This window comes from Nonomuraea sp. NPDC005501, assembly GCF_040605905.1.
In the GTDB taxonomy this organism is placed as follows: Bacteria; Actinomycetota; Actinomycetes; order Streptosporangiales; family Streptosporangiaceae; genus Nonomuraea.
On the sequence record NZ_JBEXDT010000130.1, the window covers coordinates 1 to 19,444 of the forward strand.

The 19,444-nt window shown below is 72.0% G+C and carries 23 protein-coding genes; 8 read left to right on the top strand and 15 right to left on the bottom strand.

Features of this window, described 5'->3' with window-relative positions; translation table 11 throughout:
• From ABZS51_RS38570 to ABZS51_RS38600, 7 genes are all read right to left on the bottom strand, one after another.
• On the bottom strand, positions 1-473 hold a 473-nt coding region (locus tag ABZS51_RS38570), incomplete at its 3' end, for a conjugal transfer protein (protein WP_355452082.1).
• A 55-nt stretch (positions 474-528) separates the two neighbouring features.
• A complete protein-coding gene (locus tag ABZS51_RS38575) occupies positions 529-774 on the bottom strand; it encodes a hypothetical protein (RefSeq protein WP_205303807.1) in 246 nt (81 codons plus the stop codon).
• Between the two features lie 81 nt (positions 775-855).
• Complete coding sequence (locus tag ABZS51_RS38580) at positions 856-1,572, bottom strand: conjugal transfer protein (RefSeq protein WP_355452085.1); 717 nt, start codon at positions 1,570-1,572, stop codon at positions 856-858.
• A gap of 847 nt (positions 1,573-2,419) precedes the next feature.
• Entirely contained in the window at positions 2,420-2,737 is a 318-nt protein-coding gene (locus tag ABZS51_RS38585; RefSeq protein ID WP_355452088.1) for a hypothetical protein, read from the bottom strand.
• Between the two features lie 128 nt (positions 2,738-2,865).
• Entirely contained in the window at positions 2,866-3,516 is a 651-nt protein-coding gene (locus ABZS51_RS38590; RefSeq protein WP_355452091.1) for a flavin reductase family protein, read from the bottom strand.
• A gap of 125 nt (positions 3,517-3,641) precedes the next feature.
• Positions 3,642-4,718, bottom strand: coding sequence for a redox-regulated ATPase YchF (gene ychF, locus ABZS51_RS38595; RefSeq protein WP_310709757.1), 1,077 nt, complete (start codon positions 4,716-4,718; stop codon positions 3,642-3,644).
• A gap of 82 nt (positions 4,719-4,800) precedes the next feature.
• Positions 4,801-5,535, bottom strand: coding sequence for a hypothetical protein (locus tag ABZS51_RS38600; RefSeq protein WP_355452096.1), 735 nt, complete (start codon positions 5,533-5,535; stop codon positions 4,801-4,803).
• An 80-nt stretch (positions 5,536-5,615) separates the two neighbouring features.
• Here ABZS51_RS38600 and ABZS51_RS38605 point away from each other — a divergent pair, with 80 nt between their 5' ends.
• The gene (locus ABZS51_RS38605) at positions 5,616-6,872 is read left to right on the top strand and encodes a DNA recombination protein RmuC (protein WP_310709755.1); all 1,257 of its coding nucleotides are present in this window, start codon (positions 5,616-5,618) and stop codon (positions 6,870-6,872) included.
• A gap of 13 nt (positions 6,873-6,885) precedes the next feature.
• Positions 6,886-7,407, top strand: coding sequence for a DUF6542 domain-containing protein (locus ABZS51_RS38610; protein ID WP_310709754.1), 522 nt, complete (start codon positions 6,886-6,888; stop codon positions 7,405-7,407).
• Between the two features lie 106 nt (positions 7,408-7,513).
• Here the strand turns inward: ABZS51_RS38610 and ABZS51_RS38615 are convergent, their stop codons facing one another.
• Positions 7,514-8,473, bottom strand: coding sequence for a 4-hydroxy-3-methylbut-2-enyl diphosphate reductase (locus tag ABZS51_RS38615; protein WP_355452100.1), 960 nt, complete (start codon positions 8,471-8,473; stop codon positions 7,514-7,516).
• Positions 8,474-8,573: 100 nt separating this feature from the next.
• On the opposite strand from ABZS51_RS38615, the gene ABZS51_RS38620 reads away from it, so the two are divergent.
• Together ABZS51_RS38620 and xseA are read left to right on the top strand one after the other, a co-directional pair.
• On the top strand, positions 8,574-9,839 hold the full coding sequence (locus tag ABZS51_RS38620) for a hypothetical protein (protein WP_355452103.1): 1,266 nt from the start codon (positions 8,574-8,576) through the stop codon (positions 9,837-9,839).
• A 26-nt stretch (positions 9,840-9,865) separates the two neighbouring features.
• Positions 9,866-11,218 (top strand): exodeoxyribonuclease VII large subunit, encoded by a 1,353-nt coding sequence (gene xseA, locus ABZS51_RS38625; RefSeq protein ID WP_355452106.1) that lies wholly within the window; start codon positions 9,866-9,868, stop codon positions 11,216-11,218.
• Positions 11,219-11,227: 9 nt separating this feature from the next.
• Here xseA and ABZS51_RS38630 read toward each other — a convergent pair whose 3' ends face one another.
• Entirely contained in the window at positions 11,228-11,857 is a 630-nt protein-coding gene (locus ABZS51_RS38630; protein WP_355452109.1) for a helix-turn-helix domain-containing protein, read from the bottom strand.
• A gap of 92 nt (positions 11,858-11,949) precedes the next feature.
• Here ABZS51_RS38630 and ABZS51_RS38635 point away from each other — a divergent pair, with 92 nt between their 5' ends.
• Positions 11,950-12,363, top strand: coding sequence for a nitroreductase family deazaflavin-dependent oxidoreductase (locus ABZS51_RS38635; protein ID WP_355452112.1), 414 nt, complete (start codon positions 11,950-11,952; stop codon positions 12,361-12,363).
• Between the two features lie 37 nt (positions 12,364-12,400).
• Here the strand turns inward: ABZS51_RS38635 and ABZS51_RS38640 are convergent, their stop codons facing one another.
• From ABZS51_RS38640 to ABZS51_RS38650, 3 genes are read right to left on the bottom strand one after another with little or no spacing between them, the layout of a single operon-like run.
• Positions 12,401-12,637, bottom strand: a complete 237-nt coding sequence (locus tag ABZS51_RS38640) for an exodeoxyribonuclease VII small subunit (RefSeq protein WP_310709748.1) — start codon at positions 12,635-12,637, stop codon at positions 12,401-12,403.
• A 47-nt stretch (positions 12,638-12,684) separates the two neighbouring features.
• Positions 12,685-13,215 (bottom strand): DUF4245 domain-containing protein, encoded by a 531-nt coding sequence (locus ABZS51_RS38645; RefSeq protein ID WP_355452115.1) that lies wholly within the window; start codon positions 13,213-13,215, stop codon positions 12,685-12,687.
• Between the two features lie 11 nt (positions 13,216-13,226).
• Positions 13,227-13,838 (bottom strand): TetR/AcrR family transcriptional regulator, encoded by a 612-nt coding sequence (locus ABZS51_RS38650; RefSeq protein ID WP_355452118.1) that lies wholly within the window; start codon positions 13,836-13,838, stop codon positions 13,227-13,229.
• An 82-nt stretch (positions 13,839-13,920) separates the two neighbouring features.
• Here ABZS51_RS38650 and glpX point away from each other — a divergent pair, with 82 nt between their 5' ends.
• Positions 13,921-14,955 carry a class II fructose-bisphosphatase gene (glpX, locus tag ABZS51_RS38655; RefSeq protein ID WP_355452121.1) on the top strand — a complete coding sequence of 345 codons (1,035 nt, stop codon included), beginning with the start codon at positions 13,921-13,923 and terminating at the stop codon, positions 14,953-14,955.
• Positions 14,956-14,978: 23 nt separating this feature from the next.
• Here the strand turns inward: glpX and ABZS51_RS38660 are convergent, their stop codons facing one another.
• A complete protein-coding gene (locus ABZS51_RS38660; protein WP_310709744.1) occupies positions 14,979-15,626 on the bottom strand; it encodes a DUF1707 domain-containing protein in 648 nt (215 codons plus the stop codon).
• A gap of 280 nt (positions 15,627-15,906) precedes the next feature.
• Between ABZS51_RS38660 and ABZS51_RS38665 the strand changes: the two genes are divergently transcribed.
• Both ABZS51_RS38665 and ABZS51_RS38670 read left to right on the top strand, forming a co-directional pair.
• Positions 15,907-16,539: a DUF998 domain-containing protein gene (locus ABZS51_RS38665; RefSeq protein WP_355452124.1), complete on the top strand. Its 633-nt coding sequence runs from the start codon at positions 15,907-15,909 to the stop codon at positions 16,537-16,539.
• Between the two features lie 45 nt (positions 16,540-16,584).
• Positions 16,585-17,742, top strand: a complete 1,158-nt coding sequence (locus tag ABZS51_RS38670; RefSeq protein ID WP_355452127.1) for an MFS transporter — start codon at positions 16,585-16,587, stop codon at positions 17,740-17,742.
• Between the two features lie 17 nt (positions 17,743-17,759).
• Here ABZS51_RS38670 and ABZS51_RS38675 read toward each other — a convergent pair whose 3' ends face one another.
• Together ABZS51_RS38675 and ABZS51_RS38680 are read right to left on the bottom strand one after the other, a co-directional pair.
• Positions 17,760-18,698 (bottom strand): Gfo/Idh/MocA family oxidoreductase, encoded by a 939-nt coding sequence (locus ABZS51_RS38675; protein ID WP_355452130.1) that lies wholly within the window; start codon positions 18,696-18,698, stop codon positions 17,760-17,762.
• Positions 18,699-18,747: 49 nt separating this feature from the next.
• Positions 18,748-19,444, bottom strand: a 697-nt coding sequence (locus tag ABZS51_RS38680) for a PLP-dependent aminotransferase family protein (RefSeq protein ID WP_355452132.1), incomplete at its 5' end; no start/stop codon positions are given.

Sequence of the window (19,444 nt, forward strand, 5' to 3'; positions counted from 1 at the left end):
GCGACGGCGGGACGCACCGCGCGCGGCCCGGCGGGCGCCTCGACGACCCGGGACCCGCGCTGGGCGGCGCGCGCCTTGCGCGCCTTCTTCACGCGTACCGGGACGGGCGCGGTGTGCCAGACGCGGCCGGAGAAGGTGATCGCCTCGGGCTCGGACATCGGCGCCAGGCGGTACCAGGCGCGCGGCTGCCCGAGGTAGCGCAGCTGCGACTCCAGCAGCTCGGTCAGGCGCTTGCCCTCGATGACGGGACGGGTGGACAGCCAGGTGACGATGCCCGGCGGCACCAGGAACAGCACGTGCCACGGCATCGCCACGGGGACGCCGACGAGCACCAGCAGGAGCGACCACGGCACGAACACTCCGACGAACACGCCTATCCAGACAATGGGCAGCGGCATCGGCAGCCGTAGGTCGTACAGCTTGTAGAGCCGCTTCTCGATGCGCCAGATATTCGTGTACGTGGGCAGGTCCACGCGGTCCTCCTCTCCACCCGCTCGTTCATGACCGCCATGGAGCGGTCTCAATCCTTTACTTGATGCCTAGGGCACCCGCGATCGCCTTGGCCGTCACCTCGATGATGTTGGGCACGTAGAAGATCACGCCGATGGCCACGGCCAGGATCAGGAACTGTACGAACCGGGTGATCTCGCGGGTGAAGAGGAAGAACAGCGCGACCACCGACACGACGACGAGGAAAAGCGGGGCGAAGAAGGCTCGCAGGAAGTCGGCGAGCCCTTCGGTGTTGACGCCGGTCGGAGCGGGCGACGGCGTCATCTCGATCAGGTTGAGCACTATGGTTTTCAAGATCACTTCTTGTCCTCCCGGGGGGTGCCGATCAGCAGCGCGGTCGTGCGTCTATCCAACGGCCCGACCGGCGCCGCGGATGTCCTTGACGTACCACTTGTCGCCCTGCTTCTCGACGGTGAGGCGGTAGCCCTGCTCGATGCGGCCGGCCGCCGCGCTCGTGTCGGCCGTGGGTTCGGCCGTCGGTGTGGCGCCGGGCACGACCCACACCACCACTGCCTCGACCTCTCGGGTGGCACCCCCCACAGGCACCACGAGCTCCTGCAACCCGCCGAAGGTGAACGCGCCACCGAAGCTCGGCAGGGTCGTGCCGACGGCGAGATAACGCTGCAACCCCTCGGTGTCCCCTGAGGCGTAGCTCTTGAAGAAGCCCTCCAGCTGGGGCTTGAGCTCGGCCTCCGCGACGTCGTCGGTCTCGGCCGCGGCGACCTGCGGAAGGTCGGCGGGCGCGGGCGCGGGCAGGATCGCCGGCCTGCCCGAGACGACGAACCTGCCGCCGGCGTCGTCGCCGGAGTAGTAGATCGGCACGGACAGCAGCATCCTGCGCGTGCCCGACTGGAAGGCGACCGCGACGACGGCGTTGCTGGCGTCGCTGGCCTGGATGTCGTACGGCTGGATGGCGACGGCGGCGAACTTGCCGTTGCCGTCCCAGCCGAGCTGGGGCGCCATGCCCTCGGCCAGGAACGCGGCGAGTTTGCCCTGCCTGCTCGTGGCGTCGGCGGGACTGAAATTCAGATAGACGCCCGCGAACTGGGCGGCGAACGCCATGCCACGCTGGGTCGGGAATCCGTTGCCGGTCTCGGTCACCGCATTCGGAGCAGGGGCGTTTTCCTGGGTGAATCGCTCAAATGGTGCACGGACCCCATTGACCACGATTACCACGATAAGCGCCCAGAGAATGGCGCGGCCCATCCAGACCAGCCAGCGTCCGCCACCACCCGACCAGCGCCCGCGACGGGGCCGCCGCGAGGGCGGCGGATCGTAGTCGGCGAGATCCGGGCGTGCCGAAAGCTCGGGGTCGCCAGCGATCCGAGGACCGTGCTGGACGGTTGACCTACGAGCCATCACGCCTCCGCTCGCGCCAATCCCCCCGGCTGGCGCGGTGTCGTCCGTTGCCGATCCCCATCATCCGTGGTGAAGCAGTCACCCTATCCGGTCTCCGCCATTGTTCCAGGAAAGCCACGCCCATGCTGCAGGCATCGCCGCCCGGGGGCAAACCGAGTACGCATGACACGCCGGAGTGTTGGTTCTTGCGGCAAACGTCCGGAATAGGCTTTTGACCAGGCCAGACACCTTCTGTCGCATTACCCGGTGGCCAGAGGTTCCTGTCCAAAGGGCGTAGGGACTGTCGCGACCTGCGCATTTGGTATAAGACGCCCAGCCGCACGCCCCGACGGGCGTGCGGCACGGTGACCGCCGCTGCCGAGCGACAGGTGGTCACCAGGATGGCGTTACGCGCTCCGCGTACACGCCAGGGTGGTCAGGCGGGCTCCCGGTGCTCCCCGCGCACACGCCGAGCGCCTCACACCGGGCCGCCTCAGACCGATTCACGGGACCCGCGTGGACGCGGGCCGCCTCAGATCGATTCACGGGACCCGCGTGGACGCGGGCCGCCTCAGGCCCGCTCGTGGTCGCCCGGGGAGGAGATGCCGCGCAGGGCGCGCAGGTGGTCTCCCGCCGGGGCGGGCAGGTCACGGCGGGGCACCGTGCGCTCCAGCGTGCCCCGCAGCTCGGCGAGCATGGCGGTGGCGTCGCGATCGCGCATCCGCACGGCCAGCTCCTCCCGCTCGTCCGCCTTCCTGCGCAGGTACGCCTCGCGGTTGACGCGCAGGCCGTACATGAGCTCCACCCTGAGCAGGGCGAGCTCCTCCTCAAGGGTGATGCCCGTGAGCGAGGGTGCGGGACGTCGTTTCCGGATGATGCGACGGATCATGAGGGCCCTCCCGAGTCAGCGTGAACGCCGTGACGATTCGACGCGCAGGTGCCCCATGTGGTTGACGTCTCATCTTTCCATGACCACGAGTCCTTCCAGGAGCCGCAGTCCTCCCAGGAACCGAGCCGTCAGCCGAGCATGCCGCTCCCCGCCCGTTCCAGCTGGTGCGGCATCTGCCAGCCCTCAGCCAGGCGCGACGGCCGCAGATTGGAACCGCCGCCGAAGAACTCGCAGAACTTCATGATCAGCGGGTCCCACCCGACGGGGTCCACGTAGTGCGTCCCGGGGATGATGAGCTCCTCCTCCACGTGCGCGCGCACCACCCTGACCTGGAAGGCGGTCGCGTTCCCGTCCGGGCCGCCGAACGCGTGGGCCTCCTCCACGACGCATTCGAGCTGCACCGGGCACTCCAGCACCCGCGGCGCCTTCACCAGGTCGGCCGCCTGCTCGGTCAGCCCCGCCACCGCGAACTTGCCGCGCTCGTGCCGGTAGCCCTGCTCCACCCGGCGGGGGGAGATCGCCGGGTTCGCGGTCAGCAGCGCGAGCCGGTCGACGGCGTCCACGAGGGTGGACGGCACGAGGTTGAGCACGCACTCCCGCTCACGGGCGAGGTTGGCCGCGGTCTGGGAGCTGTTGCCCACTCCCAGCATGGCGTGGTCGCCCAGCCACCAGGCCGACGACATCGGCATCAGGTTGGGCGAGCCGTCCTCGTTGCGTGAGCCGATCAGCACCACCGGAGTCCCGAAGTAGAGCACCTTCAGGTCGGAGATCGTGTGCATTCTTGCTGGTCCTCAGCTTTCCCGGATCGAGGTCGAGTCGGGACGACTCTCCCCGATCCGGGCGCGGGACGCCGGTGGAAATCGGACCTCGCATCACGTACGACCGCAGAGGCCCGAGAGGTCCATCACACGTTGAAGCGGAACTCCACCACGTCGCCGTCGCGCATGACGTAGTCCTTGCCCTCGATGCGCGCCTTGCCCAGCGAGCGGGCCTTGGCGATCGAGCCGGTCTCCACCAGGTCGTCGAACGAGACGACCTCGGCCTTGATGAAGCCGCGCTGGAAGTCGGTGTGGATGACCCCGGCCGCCTCGGGCGCAGTGGCGCCCTTCTTGATCGTCCAGGCCCTGGTCTCCTTGGGCCCGGCCGTGAGGTAGGTCTGCAGGCCGAGCGTCTCGAAGCCGACCCGGGCGAGCTGGGACAGGCCCGACTCCTCCTGGCCGACCGACTGGAGCAGCTCCAGCGCCTCCTCGTCGTCGAGCTCCACCAGCTCCGACTCGATCTTGGCGTCGAGGAACACCGCCTCCGCCGGGGCGACCAGCTCCGAGAGCTGCGCCCGCAGGTCGGCGTCGGTCAGCTCGTCGGCGTCGAGGTTGAAGACGTACAGGAACGGCTTGGCCGTCAGCAGGTGGAGCTCGCGCAGCTCCTCGCCGCCGAGCCCGCTCTCGAAGATGGTCTTGCCGGTCTCCAGGACCTTCAGGGCGCCCTCGGCGGCCTCCAGGGAGGCCTTCTTGTCCTTGTTGTTGCGCGCCTCCTTCTGCAGGCGCGGGATGGCCTTCTCGACCGTCTGCAGGTCGGCCATGATCAGCTCGGTGTTGATCGTCTCGATGTCGCGCTTCGGCGAGATCTCGCCGTCTACGTGCGTCACGTCGGGGTCGTTGAAGACCCGGATCACCTGGCAGATGGCGTCGGTGTCGCGGATGTTGGCGAGGAACTGGTTGCCCCGGCCCTGCCCCTCGGAGGCCCCCTTGACCAGGCCCGCGATGTCGACGAACTCCACCTTGGCGGGCAGCACGCGGGCCGAGCCGAAGATCTCGGCCAGCTTGGGCAGCCGGTCGTCGGGCACGCCGACGATGCCCACGTTGGGCTCGATGGTGGCGAACGGGTAGTTGGCGGCCAGCGCGTTGCCGGTCTTGGTCAGCGCGTTGAACAGCGTGGACTTGCCCACGTTGGGCAGGCCGACGATGCCGATGGACAGGCTCATGCGTGCTCCTTAACCGGCCGCACGAGCCCCCGGCCGCTGCTGGTGGTGGTTGCCTCGCTACGCTCGCTCACGTCCAGCGAGTTTACTCGCTGACGAGACGCAGGCAGGTCACCGGACGGTAGGCCCCCGGCGCCCGCAGGTAGCGCTGCGAGCCCTTCGGGCAACTCCCCGGCCTGGTCTCGAACGAGGTCACCCGCGCCCACGCGTCGCCTGAGCGGCATCCCACCCGGGTGATCGCCGAGCGGTTCACCGTGTCGTCACGCGGCCGGGCCACGCACATGCCGCGGTCGAGCACCTGGCCACCGGCGCCCAGGCAGGCCACGGGGCCGGTGCCGACCGTGTCCAGCGTGCCCGCGGGGCAGGTGGCGGCCGCCGGCTCGATCGCCAGCGCCCTGCCGTACCAGCCGCGTCCCGCGCAGGACCGCTCGCGGCCGTCGAGCGTGACGCAGTCGCCGGTCCTGAGCACGCCGCCGCCGGCGCCCGGCGCGCCCAGGTGCGGGTCGAGGAAGGAGCGGACGCAGGCCGTGCGCCCGTCGCCGATCCGCACGACGTCGTCGGTGTCGTCGGGACAGCCGCCGTGGCCGGGCGGATCCGCGGCGACCGCCAGCACCTCGTACTGCCCCCCGTTGCACGGCGTCAGGACGTAACCGTGACCCGAGCCGCTGACACAGGCGCCCGGCACCCACCGGAGAGGCGGCCTGGCCGCCTCGGGGCCGGGCGCGCCCGTGCGGACCGCCGTTCCCGCCAGGACGACCACGCCCGCCACCGCGACGGCAGCCACGGCGAGCGACACCGCCGTACGCATTCCTGTAGTCATGTGGGTACTCTGCGTGACAGTCAAGGCTCGCGCAAGCGTGTCTGGCGGATCAGCGCGGACGATCCTGCCATCATCCGTGGGTGGACGTCGTCTCGCTGCTCATCGGACTCGCCCTCGGGCTCGTCGTCGGCTTCCTGGTCGCCCGTACGAGAACGGCGGTGCGGATCGCCGAGGCGGAGGCGCGGGCCAGGACCGCCGCCGACAAGCTCGCCTACGTCGAGGAGCAGCTCACGGAGCGCTTCCAGGCCCTGTCGTCGCGGGCCCTCGACGTCAACAACCTGCGGTTCCTGGAGCTGGCCGAGACGCGGCTCGCCGCCACGCGCGCCGAGGCGTCCGGCGACCTCGACCAGCGCAAGCAGGCGGTCGAGCACCTGGTCGAGCCGCTGAAGGACGCGCTCGCCCGCGTCGAGGCGCAGCTGCGCGACACCGAGGCCGGGCAGCGGGCCGCCCGCGCCGAGCTGGCCAAGCAGATGGAGTTCGTCCGGCAGAGCAGCCAGGAGCTGCGCTCGCAGACCACGGCCCTCGTGCGCGCCCTGCAACGTCCGGAGGCGCGCGGCCGGTGGGGGGAGCTCCAACTGCGCCGGGTCGCCGAGATCGCCGGCATGCAGCGCCACTGCGACTTCGACGAGCAGGTCACCGAGGGCGCGATGCGGCCCGACATGGTGGTGCGGCTGGCCGGGGGCAAGAACATCGTCGTCGACTCGAAGGTGTCGCTGGCCGCCTACCTGGAGGCCGCCGAGGCGTCCGACGAGTCGCTGGCCTCCGTACGCCTCGACGCTCACGCCCGGCACATCCGCGAGCACGTCGACCGGCTGGCGGCCAAGTCCTACTGGCAGGCGTTCAACCCGTCGCCGGAGTTCGTCGTCCTGTTCATCCCCGGTGAGGCGTTCCTCGCCCCCGCGCTGGAGCGCGACCCCGCGCTGCTGGAGTACGCGATGACCCGCCGGGTGCACATCGCCACCCCGACCACGCTCATCACGATGCTGCGCACCGCGCACTACGCCTGGCAGCAGGCCGCGCTCAGCGACAACGCCCGTGCCGTGTTCGAGCTGGGCAAGGAGCTGTACGAGCGGCTGTCCTCGCTGGGAAGGAACGTCGATACCTTGGGCAAGTCCCTCACCCGGGCCGTCGAGGCGTACAACAAGACCGTGGGATCCCTTGAGAGCCGGGTGCTCGTCAGCGCGCGCAAACTACACGATCTGGGCGTCGTGGACGGCGACCTCGACTCCCCCGCGATGCTGGAGGGGCTGCCGAGGCCCCTCGCCTCACCCGAACTGCTGGAAACCCCGTCTCTGATTTCCCCGGTCAACGGTAAGTTGGCCAACGGATCGCAGTAAGGGGGCGGGGCCAGTGAGTGAGAAGGGCAGGCGTTCGGGCGTCAGACTGACCGCCCGCGGCGCCATTGTGCTCGCCCTGGCCGCCACCGTGGCCGCCTACGCGGTGGCCTGGCAGCTCGACCTGCCGGTCGTGGTCGGCGTGGTGTTCGTGGCCGCCAGCCTGCTCGGCGCGCTGCTGGTCAACCGGCGTGAGCTGCTGTCGCTGGTGGTGACGCCGCCGCTGGTGTTCTTCGCGGCGACGCTCGTCGTCGAGCTGGTCCACGCGCTCGGGTCCGCCTCGCTGGCGCAGTCGCTCGCCCTCGGGCTGTACACGTCGCTGTCGGCGGGCGCGCCCTGGCTGTTCGCGGGCTCGGCCGTGGTCCTCGGGGTCGCGCTGCGGCGCGGGCTGCGCGACAACGTGCGCGAGCTGCGCGAGGAGCTGCGGGCGGGCGCCGAGACGGCCCGCCCGTCCCGCCGGCAGGCGTACGCGCCCGAGCCGGAGGGCTACTTCGAGCCCCGGGTCTACGGCTCGCCGCGCACGCAGACCGAGGACTGACCCGCAGGATCGGCTTGCCGGGCCGGCCCGCGGGGCCGACCTACCGGGGCCGATCTACGGGATCGGCCCCCGCGGGACCGGCTCGCGGAGGGGCTCGGAGCCGGGCTCAGGAGGCGCGCAGGTCCTTGCGCAGCTCGTGGGGCAGCGCGAAGCGCATGCTCTCCTGCACCGACTCGACCTGCTCCACGTCGCCGAAGCCGTGGCGGGCCAGGTGCGCGAGCACCTCGTCCACCAGCTCTTCGGGCACCGAGGCACCGCTCGTCACGCCGACGGTGGTGACGCCCTCCAGCCACTCGTCGCGGATGAGCGAGGCGTTGTCGACCAGGTAGGCGGCGTCGGCGCCGTGGTCCTTGGCCACCTCGACCAGGCGCTTGGAGTTGGAGGAGTTGTCGGAGCCGACGACGATGACCAGCTCGGAGGCGGCGGCGATCTCCTTCACGGCCACCTGGCGGTTCTGGGTGGCGTAGCAGATGTCGTCGCTCGGAGGGTCGATCAGCGTCGGGAAGCGCTCCTTGAGCCGGGAGACCGTCTCGGTGGTCTCGTCGACCGACAGCGTGGTCTGCGACAGCCAGACCAGCTTGGCCGGGTCCTTCACCTGGACCTTGTCCACCGAGTCGAGGCCGTCGACGAGCTGGATGTGGTCGGGCGCCTCGCCGGAGGTGCCCTCCACCTCCTCGTGGCCCTCGTGGCCGATCAGCAGGATGTCGTAGTCCTGGGCGGCGAACCGCTTGGCCTCGTTGTGCACCTTGGTGACCAGCGGGCAGGTGGCGTCGATGGTGCGCAGGCCGCGCTGCTTCGCCTCGCCGTGGACGGCCGGGGAGACGCCGTGGGCGGAGAACACCACGATCTCGCCCTCGGGCACCTGCTCGGTCTCCTCGACGAAGATGGCGCCCTTGGCCTCCAGCGTCTTGACGACGTGGGTGTTGTGGACGATCTGCTTACGGACGTAGACGGGCGCGCCGTACTGCTCCAGAGCCTTCTCGACCGCCACCACGGCCCGATCGACGCCGGCACAGTAGCCACGGGGCTTGGCTACGAGGACTCTGCGGGAAGTACTGGGCTCCATACTTGGTAATGCTACGTGGAGGACGGGCAGGACGGCGCGTGCACGCCCGCTCGCCGTTTGCCACACTGGCCCTCCGATACAGACCTCCCAGGGAGACGTCATGTCCCTCAGCGACGTGATACGCAACATCGCCAAGACCGTCACCGACAAGGAGAAGGCCAAGGAGCTTCCTCTCATCGTCGTCCAGTCCACGTTGAGCGCCGCCGGGCAGGCGTTGCTGCTGGTGGACCGGATGAAGAACTCCATCAAGGGGCTGGGCTCCAGGGAGAAGGAGGACGCCGAGACGCGCGCCCCGGTCGCCGGTGAGGTTGCCGCGCCGGCCGAGGAGGAGCGGCCCGCCCGCAAGGAGCCCGTCATCTTCGCGCCGCGCCCGTCGAGCGCCGCCGAGAAGAACGGCACCGAGAAGGGCGGCACCGAGAAGGGCGGCGCGAAGGCCGACGGCGCCGCCAAGGCCAAGCCCGAGCCGGTCATCTTCGCCCCGGCCAAGCCGGCCGCCGAGACCACCACCTCCCCCACCGCGGCCGAGCCCGTCACGGCCGAGCCCGTCGCGGCCGAGCCCGTCACGGCCGAGCCCGTCACGGCCGAGTCCGTGGCCGCGCCGGAGACCGTTACCAGGCCGGAGAGCGCGACCGCCGAGCCCGCCGTCGCCCCGGAGCCCGCCGCCGCGCCTGAGCCGGCCGCCGCGGCCGAGCCCACCGCGGGCGCGGAGCCCGCCGAGGCCGCCAAGCCGGTCAGCGTCGAGCCCGAGCCGTCCCCCGAGGCCAAGACCGAGCCCAAGGCCGAGGTCAAGCCGGAGCCCGAGCCCGAGGTCGAGGCGGAGGCGGAGACGAAGCCCGACGTCGAGCCCAAGGCTGTCGAGCCCAAGGCTGAGGTCAAGGCCGAGGCTGAGGTCGAGCCCAAGGCTGAGGTCAAGGCCGAGCCCAAGGCTGAGGCGAAGCCGAAGAGCACGACCAGGCGCACCGCCAAGCCGAAGGCCGAAGCCGAGCCCGCCGCCGAGCCCTCCGACGAGCTCGCGGCGAAGCCCGCCGCCGCCAAGCGCACCCCCAAGCCCCGGGCGCAGGCCAAGCCGAAGGCCGCCAAGAGCGCCCCGGCAGCCGAGCCTGCCGGCACGCCCGCCGGTGCGCTCGCGGAGGCCGCCGCCGCGACCCCCGAGGCCGTGGCCGGCATCGAGCCCGGCGCCGCGTCCCCGTCCGAGCCGCTCCCCGGCTACGCGGACCTGACCGTGGCCTCGCTGCGCGCCAGGATGCGCGGCAAGTCGGCCGAGCAGATCACCGGTCTGCTGACGTACGAGCAGGCCACGGCCGCCCGGCCCGAGGTGATCAGGATGTTCGAGAACCGGCTGGCCAAGCTCCAGGACGGGGAATAGCCGCCACGGCCCCGTAGTCTTCCGGCATGAGCACGAAGACCTCGCCCGAGTCCCCGCTGCCGATCCGCACCGTCCTGCAGATGGTGGGCGGCTGGATCGGCAAGCTGGGCACGGTGTGGGTCGAGGGCCAGATCACCGACCTGAGCGCGCGCGGCGGCACGGTGTTCCTGACGCTGCGCGACCCGGTGGCCAACGTGTCCGCGCGGGTCACCGCTCCGCGTGGCGTGTACGAGGCGGCCGTGCCGCGCCCGGCCGACGGCGCCCGCGTGGTGGTCCACGTCAAGCCCGACTTCTGGGTCAACAGAGGGTCCTTCGCCTTCACCGCGCTGGAGATCAGGCCGGTCGGCGTGGGCGAGCTGCTGGCCCGGCTGGAGCGGCTGCGCCAGTTGCTGGCCGCCGAGGGGCTGTTCAACGCCGACCGGAAGCGGCGGCTGCCGTTCCTGCCGGGCACGGTGGGGCTGATCTGCGGGCGTGACTCGGCGGCCGAGCGCGACGTGCTGGAGAACTCCCGGCGCCGCTGGCCGGCCGTGCGCTTCAAGGTCGAGGAGGTGGCCGTCCAGGGCCCGTACGCGGTGGGCGAGGTCACCGAGGCGCTGCGCAAGCTGGACGCCGACTCGTCGGTGGAAGTGATCGTCATCGCCCGTGGGGGCGGCTCGCTGGAGGACCTGCTGCCGTTCTCGGACGAGACGCTGGTACGGGCCGTGGCCGCCTGCCGTACCCCTGTGGTGAGCGCGATCGGGCACGAGCAGGACAGTCCGCTGCTGGACCTGGTGGCCGACGTGCGGGCCTCAACACCCACCGACGCCGCGAAGAAAGTGGTGCCGGACGTCGGCGAGCAGCTCACACTGGTGCGCCAGCTCCGCGACCGCGGGCGGCGAGTGGTGGGCGGCTGGCTCGACCGGGAGATGTCGTGGCTCACGTCGGTCCGCTCACGGCCGTCGCTGGCCGACCCGGTACGGGAGCTCGAACGACGGGCGGAGCAGGCCGAGGCGCTGCGCGACCGGGCCCGGCGCTCGCTCGCGAGCTCGCTGGACCGGGCCGAGGACTCGCTGTCGCACCTGCGGGCCCGCCTCGTGGCGCTGTCGCCGGCCGCCACGCTCGAACGCGGCTACGCCATCGTCCAGCACCCCTCGGGCGACGTGGTGCGCCTGGCCAAGGACGTCTCCCCGGGGGCGCTGCTGACGGTCCGCCTCACCGACGACCGGCTCACGGTCCGGGCCCTGTCGCCGGAGGAAACCGTGTCGCCGGAAGAGACCCTGTCGCCGGAGGAGACCCTGTCGCCGGAGGAGGACGGCTCCCCCGGCGCCGTCACGGACGCGCCCAAGCCGGCCAGGGCGCGCAAGCCCCGGACCGCGAAGCCGCCCGCCGGCGCGAGCTGACGCGCGCCGCTATCCGTCCGTCGCATGCGGGCACGGGCCGGCACGGAGAATGGTTTCGACCAGCGCGTCGAATCCCGACTTGACGGCCTCGACCGACATGCCCCGCTCGTCCAGCTGGAAGCGGATCAGGTGGGCGTTGGCCGGGGCCAGCAGCGCGTCGGCGAGGAACCCGGCGTCGAGGTCCGGACACGCCTGGGCGACCAGCGCGGCCAGGTGCGTGTGGTGGATCCGGTACGGCCCGCTGAACCGCCCCTTGGCCGGCCCGATCTCCAACTGCAGGAACATGTCCTGCTGCGCCACGATCCGGTCCACCAGCGCCCGCAGGAAGGCGCGGACGCGCGCGGCAGGCGGCGCTCCGGGCCCCATCGGCGGCGGCCCGGTCATGAACGCGGCCTGGAAGCGCCGCTCCTGCTCGTCGATGAGCGCCCACAGCAGTCCGGTCCTGTCGCCGAAGCGGCGGTAGACGGTGCCCACGCCGACGCCTGCCTCGCGGGCGACCTCGTCCAGGGAGAGCTGCCGGGCGCCGCGCTCGGCGATGAGCCGGGCGGCCACGTCGATGATCCGCCGGCGGTTGCGGGCAGCGTCGGCGCGCTCGGGCTGGAGCTGCCCGACCACGGGGAGGAGCTCGCGTCCGCACACGCCGCGAGCATACCTCCGGCTTGTAACCGGAATTTTCTCCGCTTAGGCTGTGCTCCACTCAAGCGAGACTTTTCGGTACAAGGAGCGCAGTCATGGCCAACGATTTCAACCAGCAGGTGATCGAGGAGTTCCGCGCCAACGGCGGGAAGGTCGGCGGCATGTTCGAGGGCGGCAACCTGGTGCTGCTGACCACCACGGGCCGGAAGAGCGGCAAGCAGGTCACCTCGCCGGTGATGTACCTCAAGGACGGCGAGCGGATCGTCGTCATCGCGTCCTACGCGGGCGCCGACCACCACCCCGCCTGGTACCTCAACCTGGAGGCCAACCCGTCGGTCACGGTCGAGATCGGCACGGAGACGTACCAGGCCAGGGCGGAGATCGTGGAGGGCGACGAGCGCGACCGGCTCTACGCGCGCATGGTGGAGGTCGCCCCGGGCTTCGCCGAGTACCAGGCCAAGACCGAGCGCCGCATCCCCGTCGTCGCTCTGGACCTCCAGCCCGCCTGACCCGGCACGAGGACCGGAGGCCAGGGGACGAGGAAGGCTAGAAGGGGGCGTCGTCGTCGCGGGCCGCCCCCGCGTCGGTGCGGCGGGCCATCGCGGCGGCGAGCTTGACCCTGGCCCCCTGCAACCACTCCTCGCAGATGGCGGCCAGCTTCTCTCCCCGCTCCCAGAGCTCGATCGACTGCTCCAGGGTGAGCCCGCCGGTCTCCAGGCGGCGCACCACCTCGGTCAGCTCCTCGCGGGCCTGCTCGTATGAGGGTGCCTTCTCGTCTGCCACGTCACCACCCTAGGGTCACGGGGACGTGGGCGTGCCAGACCCGCCGCTCAACCCTTCGGGCGCTGCTGGAGCGTGGCGGCCAGCTCGCCCAGCTCGGGCCAGTCGGCCGTGCCCGTGACGACCAGCGTCACGTCCGGCAGCACGCGGACCAGCGACCGCTGCTTCTTGTCCTCGCGGAAGCGACGCTCCCACGGCTGCCCGGCCACCTGCTGGGTGCCGATCGCCTTGTCGGTGTTGGCCATGCGGCTTGCGAACCCGGCGGCCGGCTTCTCGTCGCTCTGGGCCAGCATGGCGTGCTCCCGCTCGGCCGTGGCGTAGCCGAGGTAGAGGACCTGCGCGCCGTTCTCGCCCTTGGCGATGCGGTTGCTGTTGGGCACCCAGCCGGCCGGGTCCTGCCTCGGCGCCCACACCTGGTACGGCACGGCGCGCCCGAAGTTGGCGACGGTGATCGTGTACTCGCGCCTCGGGATGTGCTCCTGCCGGCTCTGTGGGGCGACCAGCAGGAACAGGCCCGCCGCCCCCAGGCAGACGAACAGCGCTACCGCGTAGCCGTAGAACCCATCGGTGAACCGTCGCACACTTCGCGAGATTACCCGCTGGTGGTGCCGGTCGCCGAAGCGGCCGGTCGGATCTGCCCGATGATGGCGAGCACGTCCTCGGCGAGCTTCCGGTCGCCGGTGCGCACCACCTCCGACACCGCCGCCGCGAGCGCGCCGGTGACCACCACGACCAGGGCTCCCTCGTCGTCGTCGAACAGGGCGGCGTTGCGCTCCGCCCACTTGCGCAGCCGGTCGCGCATGACCACCTCGAAGCCGGGCGGCCCGTCACCGCGCAGGAACAGCGCGGCCACCTCCCGCTCCTCCAGGCACCCGTCGAGGTAGGCGCGGGCGGCGCGGATGAACACCCGCATCGGGTCGGTCTCACCCTCGGCGCGCGCCTCGCGGGCGGCCTGGCTGGTGCGCTGGGCCTGCTTGGCCTGGAACTCCTCGAACAGCGTGAGGTAGAGGTCGGCCTTGCCGGAGAAGTGGTGGTAGAGGCTGCCCACGCTGGCGTCGGCCCGGCCCACGACGTCGGTGACGCCCGCCTCGGCGAAGCCCTTGGAGACGAAGACCTCCCGGGCGGCCTTGAGTAGCGCGGTGCGCGTGGCGGCGCCCCGCTCGGAGGTGCGGGCTGTGACCGGCTGTTCCACATCGCTGCTCATGGCAGGCACATTATCCTCCGCTGTCCGGGGATACATGGACAACTACCATCGACTCAGTTGTCCACGAGGAGGGCCTGCCATCATGTCCGATCAGACGTCCGTACCCCCAGCGCTGGCGACGGGCGAGCACGCCCCCGACCGCAACCTCGCACTGGAGCTGGTACGCGTCACCGAGGCGGCCGCGATGGCCGCGGCCCGCTGGGTCGGGCGGGGTGACAAGAACGGGGCGGACGGCGCCGCGGTCAACGCGATGCGCCAGCTGATCAACACGGTCTCCATGAACGGCGTGGTCGTCATCGGCGAGGGCGAGAAGGACGACGCCCCCATGCTGTTCAACGGCGAGCAGGTCGGCGACGGCAGCGGCCCCGAGTGCGACGTGGCGGTCGACCCCATCGACGGCACCCGGCTGACGGCGCTCGGCATGCCCGACGCGGTGTCGGTGATCGCGGTGAGCGAGCGCGGCTCGATGTACGACCCGTCGGCGGTGTTCTACATGGAGAAGCTGGTCACCGGGCCGGAGGCGGCCGACGTGGTGGACATCGAGGCTCCGGTCTCGGCCAACATCCAGGCCGTGGCGCGGGCCAAGGGCTGCTCGGCCTCCGACGTCACGGTGGTGGTGCTCGACCGGCCCCGGCACGAGCAGCTCGTCAAGGAGATCCGGGAGACCGGGGCGCGCATCAAGTTCATCGTGGACGGCGACGTGGCCGGCGCCATCATGGCGGGCCGCGTGGGCACGGGCATCGACCTGATGATGGGCATCGGCGGCACCCCCGAGGGCATCGTGGCGGCGTGCGCGCTCAAGTGCCTCGGCGGCGTGATCCAGGGCAAGCTGTGGCCGCGCGACGACGCCGAGCGGCAGCGGGCCATCGACGCCGGGCACGACCTCGGTCAGGTGCTCACCACCAACGACCTGGTCAGCTCCGACGACGTGTTCTTCGCCGCGACGGGCATCACGCAGGGCGAGCTGATGCAGGGCGTGCGGTTCAGCAAGGGCGTGGCGATGACCAGCTCGCTGGTGATGCGCGGGCGCTCGGGCACGATCCGCAAGGTCGACAGCGAGCACCAGCTCTGGAAGCTCCGGGCGTACAGCGCGATCAACTTCGACACCGCGGGCTGAGCCGCCCCCCGGAGCCGGCGGCGTCAGCGGCGCCGCTTGCGGCGGGGCGGCTCCTTGACCTTGACCTCGCCGGCGAAGTTGGTGGTGCGCACCTCCACCACGGGCGCGCCGGGCTCGGTGGGCTGCTTGGTCAGCCGCACGGTCTTGTCCTTGGTCACCCGGATGACCTCCAGGTCCTCCGGGACGTGGATCTCCAGCCCGCCGAAGACGAGCGTGGCGTTGATGACGATCCGCTGGTTCTGCAGGATGGCGTCGCGCAGGTCGAGCTTGGTGGTGCCGAACATGGCGGTCACGTCCAGCTCGGCCGGCACCACCCAGCGGCCGCCGCGCTGCTCCTGCTTGAAGAACGCCGACACCGGCCGGCCGTCGAGCCGCAGCGGCTGCTCCTCCTCCGGCAGCAGGTCGGCGGTGAGGCCGGCGAGGTCGCCGAGGGTACGCGCGGAGTAGACGACGCCGAGCCGCTCCTCCAGCTCGTCGAGCGCGAGCCGGCCGTCGGCGTGGGCGTCCTGGAGGACCTGCGCGATGCGCTCGCGGTCGTCGTCGGAGGCGCGCAGCTCGTGCGGCTGCGGGTTGTCGGGCCTGGCGGGACGCCGGGCGCTGATCCACTCCTCGGCCAGTCGCTCGCCGACCTCCTGCAGGCGGGGCAGCCAGGCTCCCGGGCGCTCGTTCACATCTCGACGATATCCGGCGGAAGGCCCGTTCGCTCGCCACCGCCGGTCCGGCCAAGGTGACGACTCCGTACGAGTCCCGGTTTCGTACGGTCATGCGGCCCGAAGGACGGTCATGCGGCCCGAAAATCAGTCATGCGGCCCGAAAAACGCTCATGCGGCGCGAAGGACGGTCATGCGGTGCGGAGGTACGGAATCCGGCGGTGGGCCGGTCCGTTGACCGGAAGAGCCGACCGGAAGAGCGCCCGCAGAGGAGCCCGCGGCGGCGCGGAGGGAGTGGCTGGTGCGGCAGGCGGCGGGATGGGGCCTCGGCGCGGTGGGCGCCGGCGTGGTGGTGATCGCCGGCCTGGACGTGGTCGGCGCCGGGCTGGGCGAGATCAACCCCCTGCGCAGGACCATCAGTGAGCACGGCCTCGGCGCCTACGGCTGGGTCTTCGGCCTCGGCGTGGCGCTGCTCGCGGCCGGGTCGGCGGCCATCGGTGTCGCGCTGGCCCGCACGCGGCTGGCGGGGGTGTTCGGCACGCTGGCGCTGATGGCGTGGAGCGCGGGACTGCTGGTGACGGCCTGGTTCCCCAAGCACGACTGGTCCGTCGGGCCGAGCCTGAGCGGCAGCATCCACCGGGTGGGGAGCCTGGTGGCGTTCCTGAGCCTGCCGGTGGCGGCGCTGGTCATCGCCCGCCCGTGGCGGCACACCGGGCGGCGCGGCCCCGCGCTGGCGGCCTTCGGCTTCGGTCTCGGCTCGGCGTTGTGGGTGGCGGGGATCGTCGCGGTGGTGCTGGTGGGGGCGCGCGGCGGGCTGGCGTGGTGGCAGGTGATGCCGCTCGGCCTGGTGGAGCGCGGCCTGGCGGTCACGGAGGTGGCCGCCGTGGTGGCTCTGGGTGCGTGTGCCCTGGCGAAAGGGCCGGTCGAGCGCTAACCTGACCGCGCCTCACGTTTGCTGACCCCCCACCTGGAGGCCGCCGTGCCGACCCCCCGTGATCGTCAGGCCCGCATCGCCACGTTCGTCGCCTACGCCGTGCAGGGACTGTCGTTCGCGACCCTGCTGACGCAGGTCGCCGCCCTGCAGCACCGGCATGAGCTCGACGAGGGCACGCTCACCCTGCTCCTGCTCGTCGTACCGGTCTTCGCGGGCGTCGGAAGCGTCGCCGCCGGCTCGTTCGCCGCGCGTCTGGGCAGCAAGCCGCTGCTGCGGGCCGCGCAGCCGGCCGTCGCCGTCGCCGTGGTGCTCGCCGGTCTCGCCCCGAGCGTGCCGCTGCTGCTGGTCGCGCTGCTGCTGTTCGGGCTGGCGGTCGGAGCGGTGGACGCGGGCATCAACATGCAGGGCGTGGCGGTCGAGCGGCGGTACGGCAGGGCCGTGCTGAACGGCTTCCACTGCGTGTGGAGCGTGTTCAGCCTGCTCGGCGCGCTGTGGGCGTCGGCCGCGGCCGGGCTCGACCTCACGGTGGTCATGAGCGTGCCGATGGTGCTGGCCGTGGCGGCCTCGCTCTACGCCGGGCCGAGGCTCTGCACCGTCGAGGAGGAGAAGGTCGAGCACACGGAGGCGACGGCCGGCGGCCGGTTCCCGTGGCGGCCGATCATCCCGCTCTGCCTGGCGATGGGCTTCCTGTACGTCGGCGACGCCGCGGTCTCGAACTTCAGCACGGTCTTCATGAAGGACGTCCTGGCCGCCACCCCCGGCGTGGTACCGCTGGCCTACGCCGCCTACCAGGCCACGACGCTGGCCGTACGGCTCGGCGGCGACCTGGCGGTGCGCAGGTACGGCCCGGCGGCCATCGTGCGGATCGGCGGCGCGATCGCGACGCTCGGCTTCCTCGGCATCGTGCTCTCGCCGAGCCAGCCGCTGGCCATCGTGGCGTTCGGGCTGACCGGCGTGGGACTGTCCGTGGTGGCGCCGCAGTCGTTCTCGGCGGCGGGGCGGCTGGACCCGGCGGGCACGGGCGTGGCCATCGCCCGGGTCAACCTGTTCAACTACGTGGGCTTCATCGTCGGCGCGGCCCTGGTGGGCGGCCTGGCCGACTCCTTCGACATGCGGATCGCGTTCGCCGCGCCGTTCCTGCTGGCGGGCGTGATCATCGTGCTGGCCCGGGGCTTCGAGCCCGCGGTCAAGACGCCGGCCTAGCGCGCTTCGGCCTGGGATCAGCGCCGCACCTCGGCCACCTCGACCGGGCGGCGCTCGCGGCGTGACAGCTCCGCGGCCTCGGCGACGTACAGGGCCTCCAGCGCGTCCTCGATGGGGCACAGGCGGGGGTCGCCGCGCAGGAAGCCGTCGATCTCGTCGACGTACGCCTGCCGGAAGCGGGCGACGAAGTCCGGCCACGGCTCCTCCGAGGGCTCCAGCCCCTCCGAGGAGCGCAACGGCGCCCGCGGGCTCAGCCCCACGACATGTGTGCCCTTGCTGCCGGCCAGCTCCATGCGCACGTCGTACCCGGCGCCGTTGTAGCGCGAGCCCTGCACGGTGGCGAGCGTGCCGTCGTCGAGGGTGAGCAGCGCCGCGCTGGTGTCCACGTCGCCCGCCGCGGCGAAGAACGGGGCGCCCCGGTTGGCGCCGGTCGCGTAGACGGTCGCGACCTCGCGGCCGGTCACCCAGCGCAGGATGTCGAAGTCGTGGATATGGCAGTCGCGGTAGATGCCGCCGGACAGCGGGATGTACTCGGCGGGCGGCGGCGCCGGGTCGGCGGTGATCAGGTGGACCCGGTGCAGCTCTCCCAGCTCGCCGCCGCGCAGCGCCGTCGCCGCGCTCACGTACCCGGGGTCGAACCTGCGCTGGAAGCCGATCCGCACCCGGTGTCCGCGGGCCGCCCGGAGCACCTCCAGGGTCCGCTCGACGTCGCCCGCCACCGGCTTCTCGCAGAACGCGGGGACGCCCCTGCGGCACGCCTCCAGGAGCAGGTCGGCGTGCGTGCCCGTGGGGGTGGCGATGACCACGGCGTCGGCCTCGAACGGGTCGCCCGGCCTGCCGTACGGCGACGTCCGCACGGGATCGGCCACGATCAGCTCGTCCACCAGCGGGTGCGCGGCCAGGGTCTCGGCGTGGAAGGCCCCGATCCGGCCCAGACCCAGCAGTCCCACACGCATGGCGCCTCCAAGGTGACGGTCGCTCTCTTTGTAGGCGAGCCCGCGCGCCTCAGTCAATAGTTTGTCCTGACATTCGGACCTTCAGCCCTCGTACGGCCCGCTCCGCCCGGTGTGCCGGCAGCCGGGAGAAGCCCGCGGCCACCGCCGGGCCGCCCGGTGTGAAGCGCATCGGGCCCACGGCCTCCATGGCCAGGCCCAGCTCGCGGGCGGCCGCCACCACCTGGTGCTCGTCCCAGCCGGCCGGCAGGTCGAGGTAGGCGTGCAGACCCGCCTCGATGCCCCGGACCCGGACCTCGGGAAGGTGCTCCGCCAGCGCCCTGACCAGGGCGTCCCTGCGGCGGCGGTACTCCCGGCGCATGCGGCGCAGGTGCCGGTCGTAGCCGCCGGTGCGCAGGAAGCCGGCCAGGGCGTACTGCTCGATCACCGGCGAGCCCAGGTCGAACTCGCCCCGCGCCAGCCGTACCGCCCCCGCCAACGATGGCGGGGCCACCACCCAGCCGAGCCGCAGCCCCGGTGCCAGCGCCTTGCTGACGCTGCCGGCCAGCACCACCCGGTCGGGCGCGAGGCCCTGCAGGCAGCCCACCGGGTCGCGGTCGAAGCGGAACTCGGCGTCGTAGTCGTCCTCCAGCACGATCGCGTCGGCGTCCTGCGCCCACTCCACGAGCGCGGCCCGCCTGCAGGGCGACAGCACCACGCCCGTCGGGTACTGGTGGGCCGGTGTGACCAGCGCCGCGCGGGCCGGGCGC